The following is a 19,408-nucleotide window of genomic DNA, read 5'->3' as shown; positions in this document are numbered from 1 at the left end:
GTATGCCGGCGATGCCACCGGTCGGCCGCACCGAACGCACCCGTGCCACGCCGCGTCAGCGACGCGAGCAGATCCTCGACGCCGCCCTCGATCTCGTTGTCGAACAAGGCTTTCCGGGCTGCACGATGCAGTCGATCGCACGCACCCTCGGCGTGACGCGACCCGCGCTGTACGAGTACTACCGCGATCACGAACAGCTGCTCGCCGACCTCTGCGCCCGCGAACATCAGAAGATGGTCGAACTGGTGGTGCGCTGCACCACCGTCACCGCCGCCGCGGCCGACCACGAGGATCCGGCCGGGTTGTTCGCGGCGTTCCTGCGCGAATACCTCGACGGTGTGGCCGCGACACCGCGCACCTGGCATTTCATGCTGACCTCACCGCTGGGCGCGCCGCCGCAGGTCCGCGACGATATCGACGCGCTACGCCGCCTGGTCCTCGAGCAGGTGCGATTCGCGGTGCGCTCCCTGCCCGACCCGTACGGCGGAGCCGATCTCGACTCCGAGATGGCCGCGCTGTCGATCATCGCGGGCGCGGAGTCCGCGGCCCGGCTGATCGTCGAGGACCCCGAGCGATTCCCACCCGAGCGGGTGGCGGCGGTGATCTCCGCGCTGGCCGCGCACATCGCCCGGGCCTGGCCGCGCTGAGGGCATCGCCCTCCCGAACGAATTCCCCCTGTTGACCTACCTGACGACTGCCTCTACTGTGCAATTTGACACAGCCGTAAGTAGGAGCAGTCGTGATCGCAGCAGCTTCGCCCGCCGAGACGGGCCCACCGCATCCATCAGCCGATTACGAGGTGGCCGTTCTCGGCGGGGGGCTCGGCGGACTCGGCGCCGGAGCGATGCTCACCCGCGCCGGAATCGACGATTTCGTGATCATCGAAGGCACCCATGCTTTCGGGGGCACCTGGCGTGACAACGTCTACCCCGAGGTCGCGGTCGATGTGCCCGCCCTGGCGTACCAGTTCTCCTTCGACAAGTATTCGCAGTGGACGCGGGTGTTCCCGCCGGGCGAGGAAATCCTCACCTACACAGCACATTTCGCCGAGAAGTACGCGCTGACCGAACGCTGCCTGTTCGACACGATGGTCGAACAACTCGACTACGACGAGGACAACCAGTGGTGGCGGATACGGACCTCGCGCGGGGTGATCACCGCGAGGTATGTGATTTCGGCGCTCGGCGGCCTTACCGAGCCGAAGCTGCCCGATCTCCCCGGCCTGGACTCCTTCGAGGGGCCGGTGGTCCATTCCGCCCGCTGGCCACGCGATCTCGATGTCCCGGGCAAGCGGATCGCGCTGATCGGCACCGGGGCCAGCGCCGTGCAGATCGTGCCGTGGCTGGCCGAGCATGCCGCGGCCACGTACGTCTATCAGCGCACGCCCATCTGGGTGATGCCGAAGGCAGACCTGCCTATCCCGCAGCCCGCGCGCACTGCCCTCGACCGCGTCCCGGGCCTGCATTCGGGCCTGTACCTGGTGGTGTCGGCGGCGACCGAGGCGCTGATGACCCTGGGCGCGGTCTACAACCGGCAGTTGAAACCGTTGACCCGGACCGTCGAGGCGCTGGGACGGCTCTACCTGCGGACGCAGGTTCCCGATCCGGGCCTGCGCCGGCGCCTGACCCCGCACTACGGTTTCGGCTGCAAGCGACCGACCATGTCCAACAAATACTTTCGAGCCTTCGGTCGCGGTGCCGCCGATCTGGTCACCGCGCCGATCACGCATGTGACGGCCGATGCCATCCATACGGCCGACGGGATGCATCGCAAGGTCGACGCGATCGTATGCGCGACCGGATTCCTGGTGACCGAAGCGGAGAACATGCCCAAGGTGCCGACCATCGGCCGTGCCGGGCAGGACCTCGGAAAGTTCTGGGAGGAGCGACGGCTGCAGGCGTACGAGGGCACCACGGTCCCGGGATTTCCGAACCTTTTCCACACGTTCGCGCCGTATTCGGTGATCGGCACGTCGTGGTTGTTCATGATCGAATATCAAGTGACCCATGCGATTCGGGTTATCACCGAGACCCGGCAGCGCGGTGCGGTCAGCGCGGAGATCCGGCGCGAGCATCACGAGGAATACTTCCGCCGCACGCTGCGCCGCATGCGCAACACCGTGTTCTTCGCCGGTGACTGCGCGGGCTCGAACAGCTACTACTTCGACCGCCACGGCGACGCACCCCTGCTGCGGCCCTCGACCATGTTCGAAGCCTGGTGGCGGGCAAGACATTTCGACCTCGACCACTACCGGTACCGGACCAGTTAGATCCACCGAACCATAGGAAGGACACGTACGACGTGGGTGTTTTCGATGGGATGAACCGCCGCGACTTTCTCGCCAAGGCGATGGCGGCGGGCGGGGCGGCAGCGGTCGCATCGTGGGCCGGGCCGATTATCGAGCGCGCGCACGCCGCCGATCCAGCGGGCATGGGCGGGCTCGGCGATGTCGATCATTTCGTACTCCTGATGCAGGAGAACCGGTCCTTCGACCACTACTACGGGACATTCGCCGGGGCGCGCGGTTTCGATGATCCGTCACCGGCGTGGCGGCAGTTCGGCTACAGCCCCGGCATCGGCCCGACCGCCGAGGGCTATCTGCTGCCTTTCCGTCTGGACACCACGCGCGGGCCCAGTCTCGACGGCGAGTGCATCAACGATCCCGATCACAGCTGGGGCGGTATGCACCGGGCCTGGAACGGTGGCCGCAATGATCAATGGATGCCGATGTCCATCGCCAAGGTCGGGGTCGGCAACGGCCCCGCCGCCATGGGCTATTACACGCACGAGGACATCCCGGTCCATCACGACCTGGCCGATGCGTTCACGCTCTGCGACGGCTACCACTGTTCGGTGCTCGGACCGACCGATCCCAATCGCCTGTACTGGATTTCGGCGACCATCGATCCGGACGGCCGCCACGGCGGGCCACAGGTCATGACCAATCCCCTGATCCGGCAGAACACGTTCAGCTGGCGCACCATGCCCGACAATCTGTCCGAGGCCGGGGTGAGTTGGAAGATCTACAACAACCGCGATGCCGGGCCGATCTCGCAGGTGTTCCTCGACGGCATGCTGGGCTCATTCGTCCAGGCCGCCGATCCGATGTCCGAACTGGCACGGCGGGGTAAGGCTCCGGTCTACCCGAACGATTTCGCCGCCGATGTCGCCGCGGGCACCCTGCCGTCGGTATCGTGGGTGATCCCGCCGCTGCTCAACTGCGAACATCCCGCGCTGCCACCGGCTTTCGGCGCGGTGGGCATCATGCAGGTGCTCGATATCCTCACCTCGAATCCGGCGGTGTGGGAGAAGACGGCGCTGATCGTCTCCTATGACGAGAACGGCGGCTTCTTCGACCATGTCACTCCGCCGACGCCACCGCCGGGCACTCCCGGGGAGTACCTATCGGTGGAGTTGAACCGAGTCTGGGATGCACAAGGCATCGCCGGTCCGATCGGCCTGGGCTATCGCGTGCCCTGCCTGGTGGTCTCGCCCTATTCCCGCGGCGGGCTCGTCGCATCGGAGACCTTCGACCACACCTCCCAATTGCGTTTGCTGGAACGACGATTCGGTGTCGAGGTGCCGAACCTGACGTCGTGGCGGCGGTCGGTCACCGGTGACATGACCTCCACCTTCGACTTCGGCTCCGCACCCGACAGTGTGCGACCGGCGCTCACCGACCCCGCGAGTCGCGCCGATGCCGCTCTGGCGCAATGCGGACCCAATATCGGTCTGGGCACCGCCACGATCGGCATCCCGTACCCGGTACCGCCCAATGAGATGCCCGTCCAGCGGCCGGGCACGCGCCGACAACCCAGCGGTATCGTCTGAACCGTTCACCGGTCCCTCCCCCCGCGCGAATCTGTCACCCCGGCTCACTACTGTCGGCGGCAGAACCGAACGGGGAGAGGGAATATGGGTTACGACATCAGTTTTCATCCGATCGATCTGCGCATGGCGCAGGAGCGGATCGCACCGTTCCTGGCCGGGCACGGCGGGGATGATGATCTAGATGATCTGATCGCGGACGCGGTGCGCCAGGCCAAGGTGCGGTTCCGCGCCAACGCCTGGGGGCTCGGGGTCCGAAAGGCGTACACCGGAGCCGATTTCGATACTTTTCTGTACATCTGGGGGCGGCCGTTCTTCGTCACCGCCGACGATCCGGCCACTGTCGCGGAAACCGTTGTGCGCTATTGCGATTCCAGCCTCGACGCGGTCGACGGTCTGGCGCGGAGTCAGATCGCCCTGATCGATCCCGCTCTGGTGAAACATGTCGAGCCCGAGATCAGCGGCACGCTACCCAGTGATGAGAACCTCGCCGCCGGATTCCGCTGGAAGCTCGATCTCCTGCGTGAGGCGTCGACCGCGATTCGCGCGGGCCGCTCGACCATTCGCAATGCCGACGGCGATGACATCTCCGCGGCGGGCGCGCTCACCGGCAACGCGCAGTTCTGCCTGGTCGAGTTCCTGGCCGCGCTGCTGCCGGGCTGGATCGAGCGCGGCAAGGTGTGGCCGAGCGAGCTGGCCGAGCAGGCGAGCACCGAAGGGCCACTGCCGATGTCCGATAACGCACCGCTGCTGGGAGCGCTGACCACCGAATTCCCCACGCTGGATTGGGACGTGAACTGGACCATCCGGAGCAACTATGAGATCGGCGGCTACGCGGCCCCCGATCAGGTCGCTCCGATGCGGAAGTGGCTGTCCCGCAATGCCGAAGCGCTCATGTCGGTCGGCGATCGATGGGATGACCGCCCGTACGTCGCCAAGGCGATGATCAAGATCGACGAGGCGCTGGCGCTGGCCGAGCTGACGGGTTCGGCGTTCGTGGAAGCCGCCGAGATCTACATTCCCATGCAGGGCACCATGAACTGAGGCGGGTCAGATCCGTACGGGGGTAGCGCCGCCCAGGTTCCCGCCGCGTGCGGGTCCCAGGCGGGGCACGCTCGTCACCGCGATGCTGATGCGGGCCAGACTGACCAGCGCGCCGAGGGTCACCGGTAGGACGACCAGGTCCCGGGGATTCTCGGCGAGCAGGGTCAGCAGCGTGATCAGCAGAATGCCGTCGATGAGCATGGCCACTATTGCGGTGACGAGTAAACCTTTGGCGGCCAAGCGAGTCGGGATGCGGACCATCCTGCTCGCGCGGCCGGTGGAGGCTACCGCGAGCAGCGTGAACGGCACGCCCGCCGCCACCGCGATGGCCATCACCACCAGGCCCACGATCGTGAGTGATCGTGGGACCGCGCTGAACGAGCCCAGCAATGCCGCTGTGCCCCACAGGGTTCCGATCGCCGCACCCATGATCGGGAAGGTCAGGCCGTAGCGGTGAATGCGCTTGGATACCAGGACGGGTCCGAACTCCTGGGCCAGAGCCGCCGGGCCGCCGAATTCCTCGATGGCGGCTTGACTGGCGTGCTCGAGCGAAAGCCCTTGCGCCCGGTAGTGGTCCACAGACTCCTGCAGGCCGTCGCCGATTTCGGCGAGGATCGCCTGACGTTCCCACCAGGTGCCGGTCAAGCCGGTGCCGAGGTCGTCCAGATATGCGTCGATTACAGTGCGGGACAAGGTGTTCCCCCCATGTCGGTGTTCCCCTCCATCAGTGCGCCGACCGCGGAGACGAAGTCGCGCCAGGACGCCCGCTCCTGCGCCAGCCGCCGATGTCCGGCGGGGCTCAGGGTGTAGGTGCGTCGCTGACGGCCCCCCTCGGTGGACCAGGCCCCGTCGATCACTCCGGCCTGTTCGAGCCGGTGCAGCGCGGGGTAGATGGTGCCCTTGGGGAGGTCGAATTTGCCGCCGGTGCGGGTGCGAAGCGCGTCGATGACGCCGTAGCCGTGCCGCGGACCGTCGGCGAGCACGGCCAGGATCATGCCGTCCAGGTGTCCTTTCAGCACTTCTGCACTCATGGGTAGTGAGCCTACCCTTCGGGGTGAAAGTGTCCTAGCCTATGGATAGCGTCCCTACCCATAGGAGGTTGCCGGTGCGCTACCGAATTTCGAGTGCGGTCCTCGCGCTCGCCCTGGCCGGTGTCATGACCGGGTGCGCGGATGGATCGGGCGGGCTGCCCGATGCCGGGCTGATGATGCGTGATGCCGCGATCTCCGCCGGTGCGATGAGTTCCGCGCATCTGGTGCTGCAATCCGAAGGCAGCGTGCCCGGATTCCCTTTGCGCACATTGGAGGCCGAGGTCTCGGCCCGTGACGGCGGGAGCGCATCGGGTACCGCGACACTGCCCACCGGATCGGTGACCCGCTTCGTCTCCGATAACGGCAAGGTGTTCAGCAAGTCCGACAATGGAACCCTGACTCCGCTGCCGTCCGGATTCCCCAGTCCCAGCGGCCTGGTCGGGCGCGACGGCGGACTGGCGCAATTGCTGCGGTACCTGCGTGATCCGAAAACCACTGCGCGCGAACAGTTCACCGGAATCGACGCGTTCAAGATCGAGGCGATGGTTCCCGCCGCCTCGCTCGCGGCGATACTGCCCGGCACCACCAAGGACGCGACCCTCACGGTATGGGTTCGCGTGCGGGGCGCCCATATACCGCTGCGTACCAGCCTCGGTTTTCCCGAGCATCCGGACGCGCATCTCAATGTCACCGTGTCCCCGGCACAGTCGCCCCGCAAGGGCGGTCGATCGTGAAGGATCCCGAAATGAGCGACACCGCAATCGATGTGCGGGAGTTGAGTGTGACCCGCGGTAAGCAGCAGGTGCTGCGGGAGATCAGCTTCGCGCTGCCGCCGGGCAGCGTGACCGGACTGCTCGGGCCCAGCGGATCGGGCAAGACCACATTGTTGCGCGCCATCGTCGGGGTGCAGCGCATCCGCTCCGGCAGCGTCACCGTACTGGGTCATCCCGCCGGGACCGCCGAATTGCGCAGGCGCGTGGGCTATGTGACGCAGCAGCCCTCGGTCTACGGCGATCTGACGATCCGCCAGAACGCCCGCTATTTCGCCAAAATCCAAGGCACCGGGGCGGCTTCGGCCGATGCCGCCATTCGCGATGTGGGGCTGGCCGATATCGCCGACCGTATGGTCGATGACCTCTCCGGGGGCCAGCGCGCCCGGGTATCGCTGGCGTGCGCGCTGCTCGCGCACCCCGACGTGCTGATCCTGGACGAACCCACCGTGGGCCTGGATCCCGTTCTGCGCCGGGACATCTGGGCGCAATTCCACGATCTCGCCGAGGCGGGCACCACCCTGCTGGTGTCGAGCCATGTCATGGACGAGGCCGACCGCTGCGAGCGCCTGCTTCTACTGCGCGACGGCCGCCTGCTGGCCGACGAGACTCCCGCGGATCTGCGCACCGCCACCGGCGCACAGGATCTCGAAGAGGCGTTCCTGCGCCTGATCCTGCAGCAGTCCGACACCGCGACCGACCGAAAGGTGCTCGCCTGATGTCCATTTCACTCACCCTGGCCACCACCGCCCGGGTCCTGACCCAGGTCCGGCACGACCGCCGCACCATCGCCCTGGTCATCACCGTCCCCAGCCTGCTGCTGGCGCTGCTGCGCTACATCTTCGTGGACCGTCTGGACATCTTCGACCAGATCGGCCTGATGCTGCTCGGCATCTTCCCCTTCACCTCGATGTTCCTGATCACCAGCGTCGCCATGCTCCGCGAACGCGTCAGCGGCACCCTAGAACGCCTACTCAGCACTCCCCTGCACAAACTCGACCTGCTCTTCGGCTACGCCATCGCCTTCGCCGCCCTGGCCGCGATCCAAGCCAGCATCGCCTGCGCCATCGCCTACGGCCTGCTAGACCTGCGCACCCAAGGCAATATCGCCACGGTCCTACTGATAGCGGTCAGCACCGCCATCCTCGGCTGCTGCACCGGCCTGCTCACCAGCGCCTTCGCCCGCACCGAATTCCAGGCCCTGCAATTCATGCCCGCGATAGTCTTCCCCCAAATCCTGCTCTGCGGCCTAATCTGGCCCCGCTCGGACATGTCCACCCCCCTCCAACTCGCCAGCGACATCATGCCCCTGCGCTACGCCGCCGAAGCCATGAGCGAGGTCGGCACCTTCCCCCTCCCCACCACCACCCTCTGGCTCGACCTCCTCATCCTCGCCCTCTTCGCCATAGCCACCCTCCTCGGCGGCGCCGCAACCCTCCGCCGCCAAAGCAACTGACCGCAACCATGTCCCGCGAGCACACCCAGCTCTAGGGTTGGGAAAGCTCAATGGCGTATCGAGGCGATCATGAACGGCGGCGGATTGTGAGTGCGTTGACGCAGGAACCATGGCGCGCACGCCACGTCGAACTGACGCCCGAGCAAGTCGAAGTGAATCGTCGCGAAGCCGAGAAGCTCCTGGGTCGCAAGCTCCCCGATCGCCCCACCCCAGCAACCGACAAGCCCGACTGACTGCCTCGCCCGCACCACCAATCAGTCGGCGTGCAGGCGACGGGCTATCGCGGCCCGGTGCTCCTCGATGGTGACGGTTTCGGCTCGTCCACCCGCCCGCAGGATCTGCTCGGCCTTCGCCAAAACCTCGAACCACGAGCCTGGTGAACGCGATTCCATCACCGCGATGTGCTGCCACTTGTTCAGAAGATCTGTCACGGCGTGCAGATCGACTTGCTCGCACACCAGATCCCACTCGCGATCGAACTCGGCAACCAATGTTGGGGTGAGCAACGCTCGAACCGCCTCCGCTTCAGCCACGGGGACCTGCGGGGTTGATTCATCGCGGGGTGCGACCATACGGACACGATAGTTGCTGGTACCGACCATATTCCGTGTTGAATGCCTTGCTCTTGGCAAGGTGGACTGTTCAGCGCGCCCAGGGGGCGATGACCGGGGGTTGGCCGGGGATCAGGCCCTGGCCGCCGACGGGGAGGACCACGATTGCCTCGAAGGGTTCGGGGTGCGGGTTGGCCATGGCGAATTGCTGGTGGGCGGGGACTATGAGGGCGTCTCCGGCTGTGACGGTGAGGATTTCGTCGTTCATGGTGACTTGTATCGAGCCGGAGAGGGCGATGAAGATTTCCTCGCGGTCCAGGGCGTGGGGTGGGGCGTCGACGCCGGGTTTGAGGGTGAGGCGCCAGGCGGAGTTCTCGGTTGATCCGCGGCTGGGGGCGGCCAGGCCGATGAAGGTCGCGTGGTCGTTGTCGAAGCGCGGGGTCTGGGCGGCGGTGATGAGTGGCATGACTCTCCTGAGAAAACTGTTGTGTGCGTGGACTATTGCGCCCAGGGCGGGCTCACGCGGTCGCCGCCGGGGGCTTGGGCGTAGGCGCCCACGGGCAGCACCGCCACCGCTTCGAACGGCTGATCGCCGGGAACACTGAGGTGAAAGACGGTGTGCGCGGGGATGACCAGGGCGTCCCCGGCGGTGAAATCGTGGGTGTCGCCGTCGATGGTCACCCGCGCCTGCCCCGACAGCGCGATGAAGATCTCCTCCCGCGACACAGCGTGCGCGTGCCCGGGGCTGCCCGCTTCGAGGGTGAAGCGCCACACGCTGTTCTCACTGGATCCCCGGCTCGGAGCGGCCAATCCGACGGCGGTCATGAGCGGGGCCTGGAAGGTGGGTGCGTCGGCGGATTTGATGAGTGGCATGCTCTACTCCTAGATGTTCAACCAAGGTGTTCAACTGTGGTGTACAACTTGAGTTGAACATATCGACACGAAGGGAGTCAAGGATGGATCTCGGCGTCCTGCTCGGACAGGCATACCAAGGATTCGTCCGGGAGCTACACGCCCACCTGGCCGCGCACGGCCACGAGGTACTCGGCGCCTCGTACGGCTACGTGCTGCGCACCCTGGCCGAAAACGCCCTCACCGCAAGCCAACTCGGCGAACACCTCGGAATCACCGCCCAGGGCGCGGCCAAGGTCGTCGACGAGATGGTCCGGCACGGCTACGTCGAACGCCACCCCGACCCCACCGACAAACGCGCCAAACTCCTACACCTGTCCGACCGCGGCCGCGACATGCTCGACACCGTCCGCGCATTCCACGCCGACTACGAACGCCGCCTGACCGCCCGCGCCGGCGCTGACCAGATCGCCAGCGTGCGCGCTGTACTCGGTGAAATCATCTCCACCGCAACACATTCCAGCGACACACGCGCCTTCCGCCCACTCTGAGGTACGCACCTTCGATCCACACCGGAGAGTCGACGCCTCGGAGCGCCGATATCCATCCGCTCATCGCCGATCGCGTGAGAGGAGGCGCGTTTTCGGGGACCTCACCCTGTCCGGGTGAGGTGGCGGGTCCGTGGACGAGCTGATCATGAGGATTCGACCCGTGTTCACCGACAGGAGCGTGCCCTGTGTGCCAGAACCCGAAGCCTGCCAGTCCCGCGACCATCGACACCAACCACGCCGCCACCGAGCTGTACGACATGGCCAACCGGCAGGATTTCACCGATGCCCAGCGTGGCTTGATCGCTCCGTTGCCGGGGCCGGTCTATTCCGACTCCGATCCCTCGAAGGTCGGTTTCGACCCGGCCGAGTTCGACTACCTGCGGGGCGACCCGCCGCCCCCGGACACGGTGAACCCGAGCCTGTGGCGGCAATCGCAGTTGATCACCATCGGCGGCCTGTTCGAGGTGACCACCGGCGTCTACCAGGTACGCAACAACGACATCGCGAACCTGACCGTCGTGGAGGGCCAGGACGGGATCATCGTCATCGACTGCATGGCCGGTGTGGAGAGTGCACGCCAGGGCATGAACATGATCCGCGAGCACGTCACCGACAAACCGGTGAAAGCCGTGATCTACACCCACACCCACGTCGACCACTACGGCGGAGTCAAGGGCGTGGTCTCGGCCGAGGACGTCGCCTCGGGCAAGGTACCGATCATCGCGCCGGGCCTACAGTTCGACAAATACGCCATCGGCGAGAACATCATCGCCGGAAATGCCATGTCGCGGCGCAGTTTCTACGCCTTCGGCGGACTGCTGCCACCGGGCCCGCAGGGGTTCGTCTCCTGTGGCATCGGCGCGGTCACCGCCCGCGATGTCACCATCTCCTACATTCCACCGACGGATCTGATCACCGAGACCGGTGCGCGCCGCGAGATCGCCGGAATCGAGTTCGAATTCCTCTACGCCCCCGACACCGAGGCCCCGGAGGAAATGCACATCTGGATCCCGCAGCTCAAAGCCCTGACCTGCGCGGAGAACGCCAACCACTCGTTGCACAACATCCAGACCCTGCGCGGCGCGCGCACCCGCGACGCCCGCAACTTCGCCCGCTACCTCGACGAAACCCTGCAACGGTGGGGCGACGAGGCCGAGGTGCACTACGGCCCGCACACCTGGCCGGTATGGGGCAACGAGAACGTCACCGCACTACTGGAATCCCAGCGCGACACCTACAAATACATCCATGACCAGGCGCTACGGCTGGCGAACAAGGGCTACACCCCGCTCGAGGCGGCCGAGGTGATCGAGCTGCCCGAAGTACTGGGCCGCAACTGGGCGAACCGCGGCTACCACGGCACCCTGCACCACGACGTGCGCGCGGTGTACACCAAGGAACTGGGCATGTGGGACGGCGACCCGGTCTCCCTGCATCCGCATCCTCCGGTCGAGGCATCGAAGCGGTTCGTCGAATTCGCCGGTGCGGACAGCATTCTCGCCGAAGGCCAACGCGCCATCGACGCCGCCGACTACCGCTGGGCCGCACAGATCCTGCACCCGCTGGTCTTCGCCCAGCCCGACAACCAGCACGCCAAGAACCTGCAAGCCGACGCGTACGAGCAGATGGGCTACCAAGCCGAAGGTCCACAGTGGCGCGGCGTATTCCTCTCCGCCGCACTGGAATTGCGCGAGGGCACCCAGCCCCCGCCGTACGCCACCGCCAGCCAGGACTCCATCCTGGCCATGCCGATCGACATCCTGTTCGACTTCGTCGCGGTCCACATCATCGGGGACAAGGCCGCCACCGCGGACCTACGCATCGACCTGCACTTCGCCGACGCGGACGAACAATGGACGATGTGGATCCGGCACGGAGTCCTCAATGCCCGCCCCGGCACCTCCGCGGACGCCCAACTGACCATCACCGGCCCGAAAGCGCTGATGGTCGCCGCACTACTCGAACCCGCCGCCGCAACCGGATTGGCCGAGGACGGGAAGATCACCCTCGACGGGGACACCGCGATTCTGGACACCTACGCCTCCCTGCTCGACGAATTCGATCCGGCCTTCGCCATCGTCACCCCATGAGCAACAGGTAGGTGTGGCGCGCCGGGCGATAGGCACCACCCGGCCCGGTGTGGTGCCTAGTTCACCCGTTTCGGATGAGCCTTCCCAGGTGAGGTGGATCGCAGACTCTCGACATAGCCGCCACGAGTTTCACCGCGCGACCGGGCCGATACGAACGGAGCCGATGGCATGGACGCCGAGCATCCGATCCGTGCATTGAACGAGACCGAACGCGAGGAACTCACCCGGCTGCGTCGCGAATCCGCGGCGCGGCACGGCTCGCCGGGCGAACGGGGCGACGCGGTCGGCGTCGCACCGGGGCGGCGGTATCGGGTAGCGCGCTGGACCGCGACCACCGTACTGGTGATTCTCGTTGCCCTGCTGGGTCTTTCGTCGGTCCTGGCGCGATTCGTCAACTCCGAGCTGCTCGATACCGATCGCTATGTGACGACGGTGACGCCGCTGGGATCGGATCCGGCGCTGCGCAGCGGGCTCACCAACCGGGTCACCGACGCGATCATGACCCGCCTGGACGTGGAATCCATTACCGCGCAAGCGCTGACCGCCATTGCCGACAACGCCCCGCGCGTCCCGTCCGCCATTGTCGGCCTGGCTCCGCTGGTCCAGGAGCAAGCCCGGCAATTCGTCTCCGAGACAACCGAATCGGTGCTGGCCTCGGATGATTTCGAGGCGCTGTGGATCCAAGCGAACCGGCGCGCGCACCAGGGCGTGGTCGCGGTGCTGAACGGCGATACCCCCGCCGCGGTCGGCATGGACGCGGACGGCACCGTGAGCGTGTCACTCGGTCCGATCATCGACCGAGTGCGTACCGCGTTGACCGCGCGCGGTTTCACCTTCGCCGAGCGGGTGCCCGCGATCGACGAATCGTTCGTGCTGTTCCGAGCTCCGGAATTGGTCACCGCACAGCGGTGGGTGGCGCTGCTCGATCGCGCGGCCGGTGTCCTACCGTGGCTCACGGTGCTCGTCGCGGCGGCCGCGGTCTGGGTTGCGCCCAAAGGCGCTCGCCGACGGGCGTTTTCGTGGGTGGGTGGTGCGCTCGGCCTTGCCATGCTGGTGCTGGCGATCGCGCTCGGCATCGGACGAGCGGAATACCTGCGCGCGATACCAGCGGACGTGCTCGCCCAACCGGTGGCCGCGACCCTGATCGACACGGTGCTGGTGCCGTTGCGGACCACGATGCGCGCGGTATTCGTACTGGCGATGGTGATCGCACTGGCGGGATACCTCAGCGGATCCGCGCGCGGCGCGGTCGCGATCCGCACCGCGTACGCGCGGGCGATCGGCGTGCTGCGCTCGCGGCGCGCCGCGCGGGAACCCGGTGCGGTCGCAGTGGCCCTGGGCCGATTCCGGGGCCCGTTGCGGGTGCTGATCGTGGCTCTCGCGGCGATCACCCTGATCTTCTGGCGGTACCCGACCGGGCTGGTGGTGATCGTGACGGCAGTCATCGCGGCAGCGGCGTTGCTGGTGCTGGAAGTGACGGCTGTATCGGCACCCGACGATGCGCGCGCAGCGGCGCGCACGGAAAAGGTTGAGTCACAGTCGATCTGATACGTCGGCTACGCCATCGGGACCGCGAAGGAAGCGGCCAATGAACATCTCATCATCGGCGAACGCCCGAACGATGGCCGCCGCACCGACGATGACGATCGACATCACGAAAAGCCAACTGACAGAAGTGAATGCCAGGCCCAGGGACCCGAAATGCTGTTGTGCGTTCGCCGTGATCCGCGGCAGGGCGACGCGACCGGCCGCGTGCACCGCCGTCAGGCCCACCGCGGTCAATGCACCGGTGACCCACAGCAAGCGGCCGGTCAACGCGCCCTTGGTCAGCAGGAACGCCGCGAACGTCCAAACCAGCGTCCACACGACCAGTTCGCCAATCACCGCGAGCGGAAACCCGACATAGTGCACATGTGACAGGTCGCGGGTCTGCCCGACCAGCCCGACCGACAGTGCCACCGCCAGCAGCGCCGCGAGCCATCGCCACGCATCGCGCGGGCCCATCGACGGCACCTGCCACACCGCGCCGTACACCCGGCCGAGCGCGCGGGCGAAGGAGGTGCCGCTGAGCACCACCATCAGCAGGCCGACCACACCGAACGCGGCGAACGACGGATCCGAGGTGTCCGCATCGGGCGCGGCCAACGTCTTTGTGCTGAAACCGAACTGGTCACTGATCGTCTCCGCGCCGGTATGCCACCCGCTGAACACCGACGCGGCGATGATCACCGGCAGCACCGAGGTGAACATCTGGGCCGCGAGCGCCAAGGCCCGATCCACGAGCTGGATCTCGACCAACCCGTGCACCACCCGCGCCACGGTCCGGCCGGGGCGTGTGTCGCGCAACCAGCCGCCGACCGCCGCGGTACGAAACTCGGCGGCCCGCTGCGCCAACGACATTCGCGATCTCATCGAACGCACGAGGGATCACCCGCCGCGCCGGCGGTTACGGCCAGCACCAGTCCAAGGTGGCCGATCCGGGTGTGGGGATGTGCACGCAGATGGTGATCGAGATGTAGGGCGCGTCCACGTACGTTCTGCCGGGCTGGTTCACCGTTGGCGCGGGCTGATCCGCGGACGCGGGCGGTGCGGCGAGTGCGACGAGCGGGACGGCGATCGCGGCGCCCACCGCCGCACGGGCGATTCCAGCGAACATGTCGGCCACTCCTTCGGATCGAGAATCATTGGGGTTATAGGCATTTCAACCACTCGCGAGTCGCCGCTGCGCCCTACTCAGGCGAGCAATCGAGCTTTGGCGGCGGCGAACTCCGCATCCGAGAGCGCGCCGGAAGCGTGCAACGAGCCCAGTTTCTCGAGCCGGGCGACCAGATCGTCACCGGCGTCCGGGGACGCCGCGGCCGGTGGCACCTGGTAGACCGGGGCCTGCTGATAGGCCGGGGCTTGCTGCGCCGCGAACGCCTCCTGTTCGGCCGTCCGTTGCTGCGACCGCCGGTTGACCGCGTTCGCGGTGGCGCTGGCGGTACCCGCGACGACCGCGGTGCGGGCCACGGTTCCGAGTAAGCCGGGTCGGCCGATTCGGCCTCTGCGCATGATCATGTGCGGCAACCTTTCTCACGGGATGGCCAGGGCGGCCTCGATGGTGTCGTGCGGGACCTGCACATGCAGCGTGACTTCCCCGCCCGCGGCGGTAACCGCGTCGGCGAGTCCGCGGGCCCAGCTCTGTTCGTAGACCACCACGACCGCCGAGGTTCCCGGGCGCAAGGTGTCGCGCACCAGGTCCAGGTCGTCGTCGCTGATCACCTCGCGCACGTCCACGCTCACCCCGGCCAGGCCGAGCTCTTCGAGGGGCTCATCGATCTCCACCTCGGTGAGGGAGCCGTCGAGATCCTTCGACAGATAGATCAGGTCCAGCACCGTGACGTACCCCCGATCGACGACCTCGCTCAGCGCGGCCCGCACCGCCGCGTCGACACGCGTGCCGGGAAAGGTGAGCACGACCAGTTCGACCGGTCCGGGATTCGATGATTCGGTCATGGCGCTGATGCTGTCAGCGCCTCACCACCTCCCACCTCACCCGAAACGGATGAAGGACATCACTGCCCATCCCGCCCATGACCGGCGTGTGATAGGCATCGGCACTCGATTTCACCCGGAACGTGTGAGCAGCGCGGCGTGCGCACCGGCCTACCGTGCCCGGATGGGCAGCGTCCTGGGTGATCTACTCCCGCTGGCGGTGGGTGTGGCGATTTCCCCGATACCGATCGTGGCCGCCATTTTGATGATCCTGTCGAGCAACGCTTCCGGGTCCGGAACGGGGTTCGCGCTCGGCTGGGTAGCCGGTATCGCGGTGGCGACCACGGTGTTCGTCGCACTGTCCGGCCTGTCGGGCGGCTCCGGCGACCGGGAACCCTCGACCGCCGCGTCCTGGGTCAAGGTCGGGCTGGGCGTGGTGTTGCTGGCTTTGGCCGTATCCCAGTGGCGCAAACGCTCCGATGAGCAGCCGCCGGGATGGATGCGCGCCATCGACGAGCTCACTACGGGCAAGGCGGTGGGGCTGGGTCTGCTGCTGTCGGCGGTGAACCCGAAAAACCTGCTGCTGTGTGTCTCCGCGGGTGTGACCATCGGATCCAGCTCGCTCGATGCGGGCGGGAAATCGGTGGCCGTCGTGGTGTTCACCGTCTTGGCCGCCGCCAGCGTGCTGGTGGTCATCCTCGGCTACGCGGTGGCCGCGGACCGCCTGCGCGAGAGCCTCGATGCCACCCGGCGGTGGCTGCAATCCAACAATCACGCGGTCATGGCAATCGTGCTGCTGGTGATGGGCGCGGTCGTGATCGGCAAGGGTGTGGGCGGTCTGTGAACGACACGAGCGGTCGACGACAGGATGGACGGTAGCCGATGACGACGTGGCCGGTGTTCCAGTCTTTGCAGGGCTACCAGTCCAAGTGGCTGCGCCCCGACCTCATCGCGGGCCTGACCGTGTGGGCGGTCATGGTGCCCGAAGCCCTGGCCTACGCCTCGATCGCGGGGGTCCCGCCGGTCGCGGGACTGTACGCGGCACTGCCCGCACTGGTGCTGTACGCGCTGGCGGGCAGTTCGCGCCATTTGATCGTCGGGCCGATGTCGGCGACCGCGGCCTTGTCCGCGGCGATCATCACTCCGCTGGCGGGAGCCGACAGCGGCCGCTATATCGCCCTGACCACCGCACTGGCCATCGCGACCGGACTGGTGGGGCTGCTGGCCGGACTGATCCGGCTCGGATTCGTGGCCGCGTTCATTTCCGAACCGGTCCTCAAGGGGTTCATCGTCGGCTTGGCGCTCACGATCATCATCGGCCAGGTTCCGAAGCTGCTCGGCATCCACAAGCATGAGGGAAACTTCTTCCAGCAGGCCTGGGGAGTGCTGACTCATCTGGGCGAAACCAATTGGCGCGCACTGCTTGTCGGCGGCATCGCGCTGGCGGTGGTGCTGGGGCTGCGGCGCTGGTTACCGCTGGTGCCGGGGTCACTGCTGGCGGTGCTGCTGGGCATCGCCGCCGTCGCGGTGCTGCACTTGGACGATCACGGCGTCGCCATTGTCGGGCACATCGATTCGGGTCTGCCCGCGGTGGGATTGCCCGGCGGCGTGGGCCTGCACGATTACCTCGACCTGCTCGGCCCCGCGGTCGGTGTCGTGCTGATCGGTTTCGCCGAAGGGCTCGGCGCGGCGAAAACGTATGCGGCCAAAGCCGGTTACACCGTCGACGCGAATCGGGAGTTGCTCGGGCTCGGCGCGGCCAACCTCGGATCCGGGCTCGCCTCGGGAATGGTCGTGAACGGCAGCCTGTCCAAGACCGCGGTCAATGGATCGGCCGGGGCCAAAACACAATTGAGCGGACTGACCGTCGCGGCGCTGACCGTACTGACACTGCTGTTCCTGACCGGGCTGTTCGAGAAACTGCCCGAGGCGACCCTGGCGGGCGTGGTGATCGCTGCGGTGATCGAACTCGTCGACATCGCCGCCCTGCGCGCGCTGTACCGGGTCTGGACCGAACGCCTCGGCAGTATCTACGGCCGCGCCGCACGCGCGGACTTCATCGGCGCGGTGGCCGCGATGGCCGGGGTGCTGCTGTTCGACACGCTTCCCGGTCTGCTGATCGGCATCGGCATCTCCATGCTGCTGCTGGTGTATCGCGCCTCCCAGCCCCATGTGGCACAGCTGGCCGAACAGGGGTCGCTCTGGCTGGACGCGCAACGACATCCGGATCTGCCACTGCGGCCCGATGTGGTGGTGGTGCGGGTGGAATCGGGACTGTTCTTCGCCAATGCCGACTATGTCCGCGAGCGCATCGAGCAACTGTGCACCGAGCGCACTCGGCTCGTGGTCCTGGACGCGGAGACCTCACCGTCCATCGACGTCACCGCCGCCGCGATGCTGACGGCCTTGCGCGACAGCCTTGCTCGACGGCGCATCGATTTCCGCATCGCCCGCTCGATCGGGCAATTCGGTGACGAACTGGGTTCCACCGACAGCAGCACACTGATCTCGGCGGTGTATCCGACGATCCGATCCGCGATCGCCGATCTCGCCGCGGGCCCCGAACCCGGTGGCGGCGAGCGCGATTCGACGACGAGATGACGGCGAGACCAGGAGTCGAGCATGGGTGAGCTACTGCTGGAACTACTTCCGGAAATGGTGGGGTTGCTCATCACCCCGGGCGCGGTGATCGGATGCATCCTGCTACTGCACTCGCGGGCGCCGATTCCCAATGCCGCGGCGTTCGGCGCCGGATTTCTCGTGGTCTATTCGATGATCGCGCTCGCGGCGCTACTGGGCGGGGCGTCGGATCCGGGAGCGACCTCACCGGAGGTCTCACACGGTGCCGGGCTGGCGGTCGGGCTGCTGTTCCTGGCCATCGGCTGCTGGATGGCGTTGCGTAAACCGCCACAGGTCGCCAAGCGACCTCGCCTGCTCCTGGAACTCGACACCGCCGGCCCGCCGAAGGCTTTCGTCATCGGCGTCGCCCTGGCGGTGATCAACCCGAATCTGTTCATCATGATCGCGGCGATGAGCACGGTGTCGAGCTCACACGTCGGCACGGCGGCCGCCTTGATCACCACACTCGCCCTGTTGCTGGCCGCCTCGCTGGACTTCCTGATCCCGATGATCGTGTTCGCCGCGCTCGGCGAACGCGCCCGCACCGGACTCGATCGCGCCGAGTCCTGGATGCTCGGCCACAGCCGCGCCTTATCGCTGGCGGTGCTGTTCGGCTTCGGAGCGCTGTTCACCGTGCGCGGCCTGGTGAATCTGAGTTGAGAAATGCCCGCCGCCGAAGGTCGAATTCGGCGGCGGGCGTGATGCTTAGCGGTGGTTCATGCCAAGGCTTTGGCCTTGAGATGATCGAATTCCTGCTGGGTGATCGTGCCGTCGGCCAGCAGCCGTTTGGCGTCGGCGATCTGAGCCGCCGGACTGGTTCCCGCGGTGTCGCGGATGTAATCGGCCTGTGCGGCTTGCATCTGCCGGGCCGCTGCCTCCGACCGTTCCTGCATGCCGCTGCCGCGCACGATGAGGTACACCAGCGCGGTGAGCATGGGCAGGAAGATCAGGAAGATGATCCAGACCGCCTTCACCCAGCCCGAGGTCTGCCGGTCACGGAACAGATCGCCGATGATGTAGAACAGCAGCAGCAGGTACGCGATGAACGCGAAGCTCACGATGATGAGCCAGATTGCGTCCCAGAACGACATGGTGCACCTCGATTTGCGTCGGCGGTATACCGCCCGGTGTGGGGCGATCCG

General features: G+C 66.7%; 23 protein-coding genes. 13 read left to right on the top strand and 10 right to left on the bottom strand.

Translation table 11 applies throughout. The annotated features are described in order from the left end of the window. Positions 1-2: 2 nt before the first annotated feature. The 4 genes from ACFC0O_RS15470 (at position 3) to ACFC0O_RS15455 (ending at position 4,872) form a co-directional block, all read left to right on the top strand. Entirely contained in the window at positions 3-647 is a 645-nt protein-coding gene (locus ACFC0O_RS15470; RefSeq protein ID WP_375958168.1) for a TetR/AcrR family transcriptional regulator, read from the top strand. 92 nt (positions 648-739) lie between these two features. Next, positions 740-2,269: a flavin-containing monooxygenase gene (locus tag ACFC0O_RS15465; RefSeq protein WP_375958166.1), complete on the top strand. Its 1,530-nt coding sequence runs from the start codon at positions 740-742 to the stop codon at positions 2,267-2,269. 50 nt (positions 2,270-2,319) lie between these two features. Next, complete coding sequence (locus ACFC0O_RS15460) at positions 2,320-3,831, top strand: phospholipase C (protein ID WP_375960730.1); 1,512 nt, start codon at positions 2,320-2,322, stop codon at positions 3,829-3,831. Between the two features lie 84 nt (positions 3,832-3,915). After that, entirely contained in the window at positions 3,916-4,872 is a 957-nt protein-coding gene (locus tag ACFC0O_RS15455) for a hypothetical protein (RefSeq protein WP_375958164.1), read from the top strand. A 6-nt stretch (positions 4,873-4,878) separates the two neighbouring features. Here the strand turns inward: ACFC0O_RS15455 and ACFC0O_RS15450 are convergent, their stop codons facing one another. Both ACFC0O_RS15450 and ACFC0O_RS15445 read right to left on the bottom strand, forming a co-directional pair. Further along, on the bottom strand, positions 4,879-5,565 hold the full coding sequence (locus tag ACFC0O_RS15450) for a permease prefix domain 1-containing protein (RefSeq protein ID WP_375958162.1): 687 nt from the start codon (positions 5,563-5,565) through the stop codon (positions 4,879-4,881). After that, positions 5,550-5,903, bottom strand: a complete 354-nt coding sequence (locus tag ACFC0O_RS15445; protein ID WP_364644831.1) for a helix-turn-helix transcriptional regulator — start codon at positions 5,901-5,903, stop codon at positions 5,550-5,552. The genes ACFC0O_RS15450 and ACFC0O_RS15445 overlap by 16 nt, the downstream gene beginning before the upstream one ends. 74 nt (positions 5,904-5,977) lie before the next feature. Between ACFC0O_RS15445 and ACFC0O_RS15440 the strand changes: the two genes are divergently transcribed. The 3 genes from ACFC0O_RS15440 to ACFC0O_RS15430 are packed head-to-tail and all read left to right on the top strand — an operon-like array spanning position 5,978 to position 8,129. Further along, positions 5,978-6,637: an LppX_LprAFG lipoprotein gene (locus ACFC0O_RS15440; protein WP_375958160.1), complete on the top strand. Its 660-nt coding sequence runs from the start codon at positions 5,978-5,980 to the stop codon at positions 6,635-6,637. An 11-nt stretch (positions 6,638-6,648) separates the two neighbouring features. Further along, positions 6,649-7,392: an ABC transporter ATP-binding protein gene (locus ACFC0O_RS15435; RefSeq protein ID WP_375958158.1), complete on the top strand. Its 744-nt coding sequence runs from the start codon at positions 6,649-6,651 to the stop codon at positions 7,390-7,392. After that, a complete protein-coding gene (locus tag ACFC0O_RS15430; RefSeq protein ID WP_364644823.1) occupies positions 7,392-8,129 on the top strand; it encodes an ABC transporter permease in 738 nt (245 codons plus the stop codon). The genes ACFC0O_RS15435 and ACFC0O_RS15430 overlap by 1 nt, the downstream gene beginning before the upstream one ends. 254 nt (positions 8,130-8,383) lie before the next feature. Here the strand turns inward: ACFC0O_RS15430 and ACFC0O_RS15425 are convergent, their stop codons facing one another. From ACFC0O_RS15425 to ACFC0O_RS15415, 3 genes are all read right to left on the bottom strand, one after another. Continuing rightward, positions 8,384-8,701 (bottom strand): DUF6247 family protein, encoded by a 318-nt coding sequence (locus ACFC0O_RS15425; protein WP_375958155.1) that lies wholly within the window; start codon positions 8,699-8,701, stop codon positions 8,384-8,386. Between the two features lie 70 nt (positions 8,702-8,771). After that, positions 8,772-9,146 carry a cupin domain-containing protein gene (locus ACFC0O_RS15420; protein WP_375958153.1) on the bottom strand — a complete coding sequence of 125 codons (375 nt, stop codon included), beginning with the start codon at positions 9,144-9,146 and terminating at the stop codon, positions 8,772-8,774. Between the two features lie 32 nt (positions 9,147-9,178). After that, positions 9,179-9,553, bottom strand: a complete 375-nt coding sequence (locus ACFC0O_RS15415) for a cupin domain-containing protein (protein ID WP_375958151.1) — start codon at positions 9,551-9,553, stop codon at positions 9,179-9,181. Between the two features lie 83 nt (positions 9,554-9,636). Here ACFC0O_RS15415 and ACFC0O_RS15410 point away from each other — a divergent pair, with 83 nt between their 5' ends. The 3 genes from ACFC0O_RS15410 to ACFC0O_RS15400 all read left to right on the top strand — a co-directional run bounded on the left by ACFC0O_RS15410 (position 9,637) and on the right by ACFC0O_RS15400 (position 13,721). Next, complete coding sequence (locus ACFC0O_RS15410) at positions 9,637-10,083, top strand: MarR family winged helix-turn-helix transcriptional regulator (RefSeq protein ID WP_375958149.1); 447 nt, start codon at positions 9,637-9,639, stop codon at positions 10,081-10,083. Between the two features lie 185 nt (positions 10,084-10,268). Next, the gene (locus ACFC0O_RS15405; protein ID WP_375958148.1) at positions 10,269-12,173 is read left to right on the top strand and encodes an alkyl/aryl-sulfatase; all 1,905 of its coding nucleotides are present in this window, start codon (positions 10,269-10,271) and stop codon (positions 12,171-12,173) included. A 168-nt stretch (positions 12,174-12,341) separates the two neighbouring features. After that, on the top strand, positions 12,342-13,721 hold the full coding sequence (locus ACFC0O_RS15400; RefSeq protein WP_375958146.1) for a hypothetical protein: 1,380 nt from the start codon (positions 12,342-12,344) through the stop codon (positions 13,719-13,721). Here the strand turns inward: ACFC0O_RS15400 and ACFC0O_RS15395 are convergent. The 4 genes from ACFC0O_RS15395 to ACFC0O_RS15380 all read right to left on the bottom strand — a co-directional run bounded on the left by ACFC0O_RS15395 (position 13,707) and on the right by ACFC0O_RS15380 (position 15,668). After that, complete coding sequence (locus ACFC0O_RS15395; protein WP_375958144.1) at positions 13,707-14,573, bottom strand: hypothetical protein; 867 nt, start codon at positions 14,571-14,573, stop codon at positions 13,707-13,709. The genes ACFC0O_RS15400 and ACFC0O_RS15395 overlap by 15 nt on opposite strands. A 46-nt stretch (positions 14,574-14,619) precedes the next feature. Beyond that, positions 14,620-14,829 (bottom strand): hypothetical protein, encoded by a 210-nt coding sequence (locus ACFC0O_RS15390; protein ID WP_375958142.1) that lies wholly within the window; start codon positions 14,827-14,829, stop codon positions 14,620-14,622. A gap of 77 nt (positions 14,830-14,906) precedes the next feature. Then, positions 14,907-15,230, bottom strand: a complete 324-nt coding sequence (locus tag ACFC0O_RS15385; protein WP_375958141.1) for an SHOCT domain-containing protein — start codon at positions 15,228-15,230, stop codon at positions 14,907-14,909. Positions 15,231-15,245: 15 nt separating this feature from the next. Continuing rightward, positions 15,246-15,668 (bottom strand): DUF6325 family protein, encoded by a 423-nt coding sequence (locus tag ACFC0O_RS15380; protein ID WP_375958139.1) that lies wholly within the window; start codon positions 15,666-15,668, stop codon positions 15,246-15,248. Between the two features lie 163 nt (positions 15,669-15,831). Between ACFC0O_RS15380 and ACFC0O_RS15375 the strand changes: the two genes are divergently transcribed. The 3 genes from ACFC0O_RS15375 to ACFC0O_RS15365 are packed head-to-tail and all read left to right on the top strand — an operon-like array spanning position 15,832 to position 18,926. After that, on the top strand, positions 15,832-16,491 hold the full coding sequence (locus tag ACFC0O_RS15375; protein ID WP_375958137.1) for a GAP family protein: 660 nt from the start codon (positions 15,832-15,834) through the stop codon (positions 16,489-16,491). A 38-nt stretch (positions 16,492-16,529) separates the two neighbouring features. Next, positions 16,530-18,248, top strand: a complete 1,719-nt coding sequence (locus ACFC0O_RS15370) for a SulP family inorganic anion transporter (protein ID WP_375958136.1) — start codon at positions 16,530-16,532, stop codon at positions 18,246-18,248. A gap of 21 nt (positions 18,249-18,269) precedes the next feature. Then, positions 18,270-18,926 carry a GAP family protein gene (locus ACFC0O_RS15365; RefSeq protein ID WP_375958134.1) on the top strand — a complete coding sequence of 219 codons (657 nt, stop codon included), beginning with the start codon at positions 18,270-18,272 and terminating at the stop codon, positions 18,924-18,926. 56 nt (positions 18,927-18,982) lie between these two features. Here the strand turns inward: ACFC0O_RS15365 and ACFC0O_RS15360 are convergent, their stop codons facing one another. Then, the gene (locus tag ACFC0O_RS15360) at positions 18,983-19,357 is read right to left on the bottom strand and encodes an SHOCT domain-containing protein (protein WP_375958132.1); all 375 of its coding nucleotides are present in this window, start codon (positions 19,355-19,357) and stop codon (positions 18,983-18,985) included. Between the last annotated feature and the right edge of the window lie 51 nt (positions 19,358-19,408).

The sequence above is a fragment of the Nocardia sp. NPDC056100 genome (assembly GCF_042266325.1).
Lineage (GTDB): Bacteria > Actinomycetota > Actinomycetes > Mycobacteriales > Mycobacteriaceae > Nocardia.
This window is presented reverse-complemented; position numbering and strand designations above follow the sequence as displayed.

Coding starts and splice junctions, on each gene's coding strand:
- ACFC0O_RS15385 (WP_375958141.1), bottom strand. CDS start 15,230: ATGATCATGCGCAGAGGCCGAATCGGCCGACCCGGCTTACTCGGAACC.
- ACFC0O_RS15375 (WP_375958137.1), top strand. CDS start 15,832: ATGGGCAGCGTCCTGGGTGATCTACTCCCGCTGGCGGTGGGTGTGGCG.
- ACFC0O_RS15365 (WP_375958134.1), top strand. CDS start 18,270: ATGGGTGAGCTACTGCTGGAACTACTTCCGGAAATGGTGGGGTTGCTC.
- ACFC0O_RS15435 (WP_375958158.1), top strand. CDS start 6,649: ATGAGCGACACCGCAATCGATGTGCGGGAGTTGAGTGTGACCCGCGGT.
- ACFC0O_RS15420 (WP_375958153.1), bottom strand. CDS start 9,146: ATGCCACTCATCACCGCCGCCCAGACCCCGCGCTTCGACAACGACCAC.
- ACFC0O_RS15455 (WP_375958164.1), top strand. CDS start 3,916: ATGGGTTACGACATCAGTTTTCATCCGATCGATCTGCGCATGGCGCAG.
- ACFC0O_RS15470 (WP_375958168.1), top strand. CDS start 3: ATGCCGGCGATGCCACCGGTCGGCCGCACCGAACGCACCCGTGCCACG.
- ACFC0O_RS15395 (WP_375958144.1), bottom strand. CDS start 14,573: ATGTCGTTGGCGCAGCGGGCCGCCGAGTTTCGTACCGCGGCGGTCGGC.
- ACFC0O_RS15445 (WP_364644831.1), bottom strand. CDS start 5,903: ATGAGTGCAGAAGTGCTGAAAGGACACCTGGACGGCATGATCCTGGCC.
- ACFC0O_RS15410 (WP_375958149.1), top strand. CDS start 9,637: ATGGATCTCGGCGTCCTGCTCGGACAGGCATACCAAGGATTCGTCCGG.
- ACFC0O_RS15390 (WP_375958142.1), bottom strand. CDS start 14,829: ATGTTCGCTGGAATCGCCCGTGCGGCGGTGGGCGCCGCGATCGCCGTC.
- ACFC0O_RS15460 (WP_375960730.1), top strand. CDS start 2,320: ATGAACCGCCGCGACTTTCTCGCCAAGGCGATGGCGGCGGGCGGGGCG.
- ACFC0O_RS15430 (WP_364644823.1), top strand. CDS start 7,392: ATGTCCATTTCACTCACCCTGGCCACCACCGCCCGGGTCCTGACCCAG.
- ACFC0O_RS15425 (WP_375958155.1), bottom strand. CDS start 8,701: ATGGTCGCACCCCGCGATGAATCAACCCCGCAGGTCCCCGTGGCTGAA.
- ACFC0O_RS15415 (WP_375958151.1), bottom strand. CDS start 9,553: ATGCCACTCATCAAATCCGCCGACGCACCCACCTTCCAGGCCCCGCTC.
- ACFC0O_RS15400 (WP_375958146.1), top strand. CDS start 12,342: ATGGACGCCGAGCATCCGATCCGTGCATTGAACGAGACCGAACGCGAG.
- ACFC0O_RS15370 (WP_375958136.1), top strand. CDS start 16,530: ATGACGACGTGGCCGGTGTTCCAGTCTTTGCAGGGCTACCAGTCCAAG.
- ACFC0O_RS15380 (WP_375958139.1), bottom strand. CDS start 15,668: ATGACCGAATCATCGAATCCCGGACCGGTCGAACTGGTCGTGCTCACC.
- ACFC0O_RS15360 (WP_375958132.1), bottom strand. CDS start 19,357: ATGTCGTTCTGGGACGCAATCTGGCTCATCATCGTGAGCTTCGCGTTC.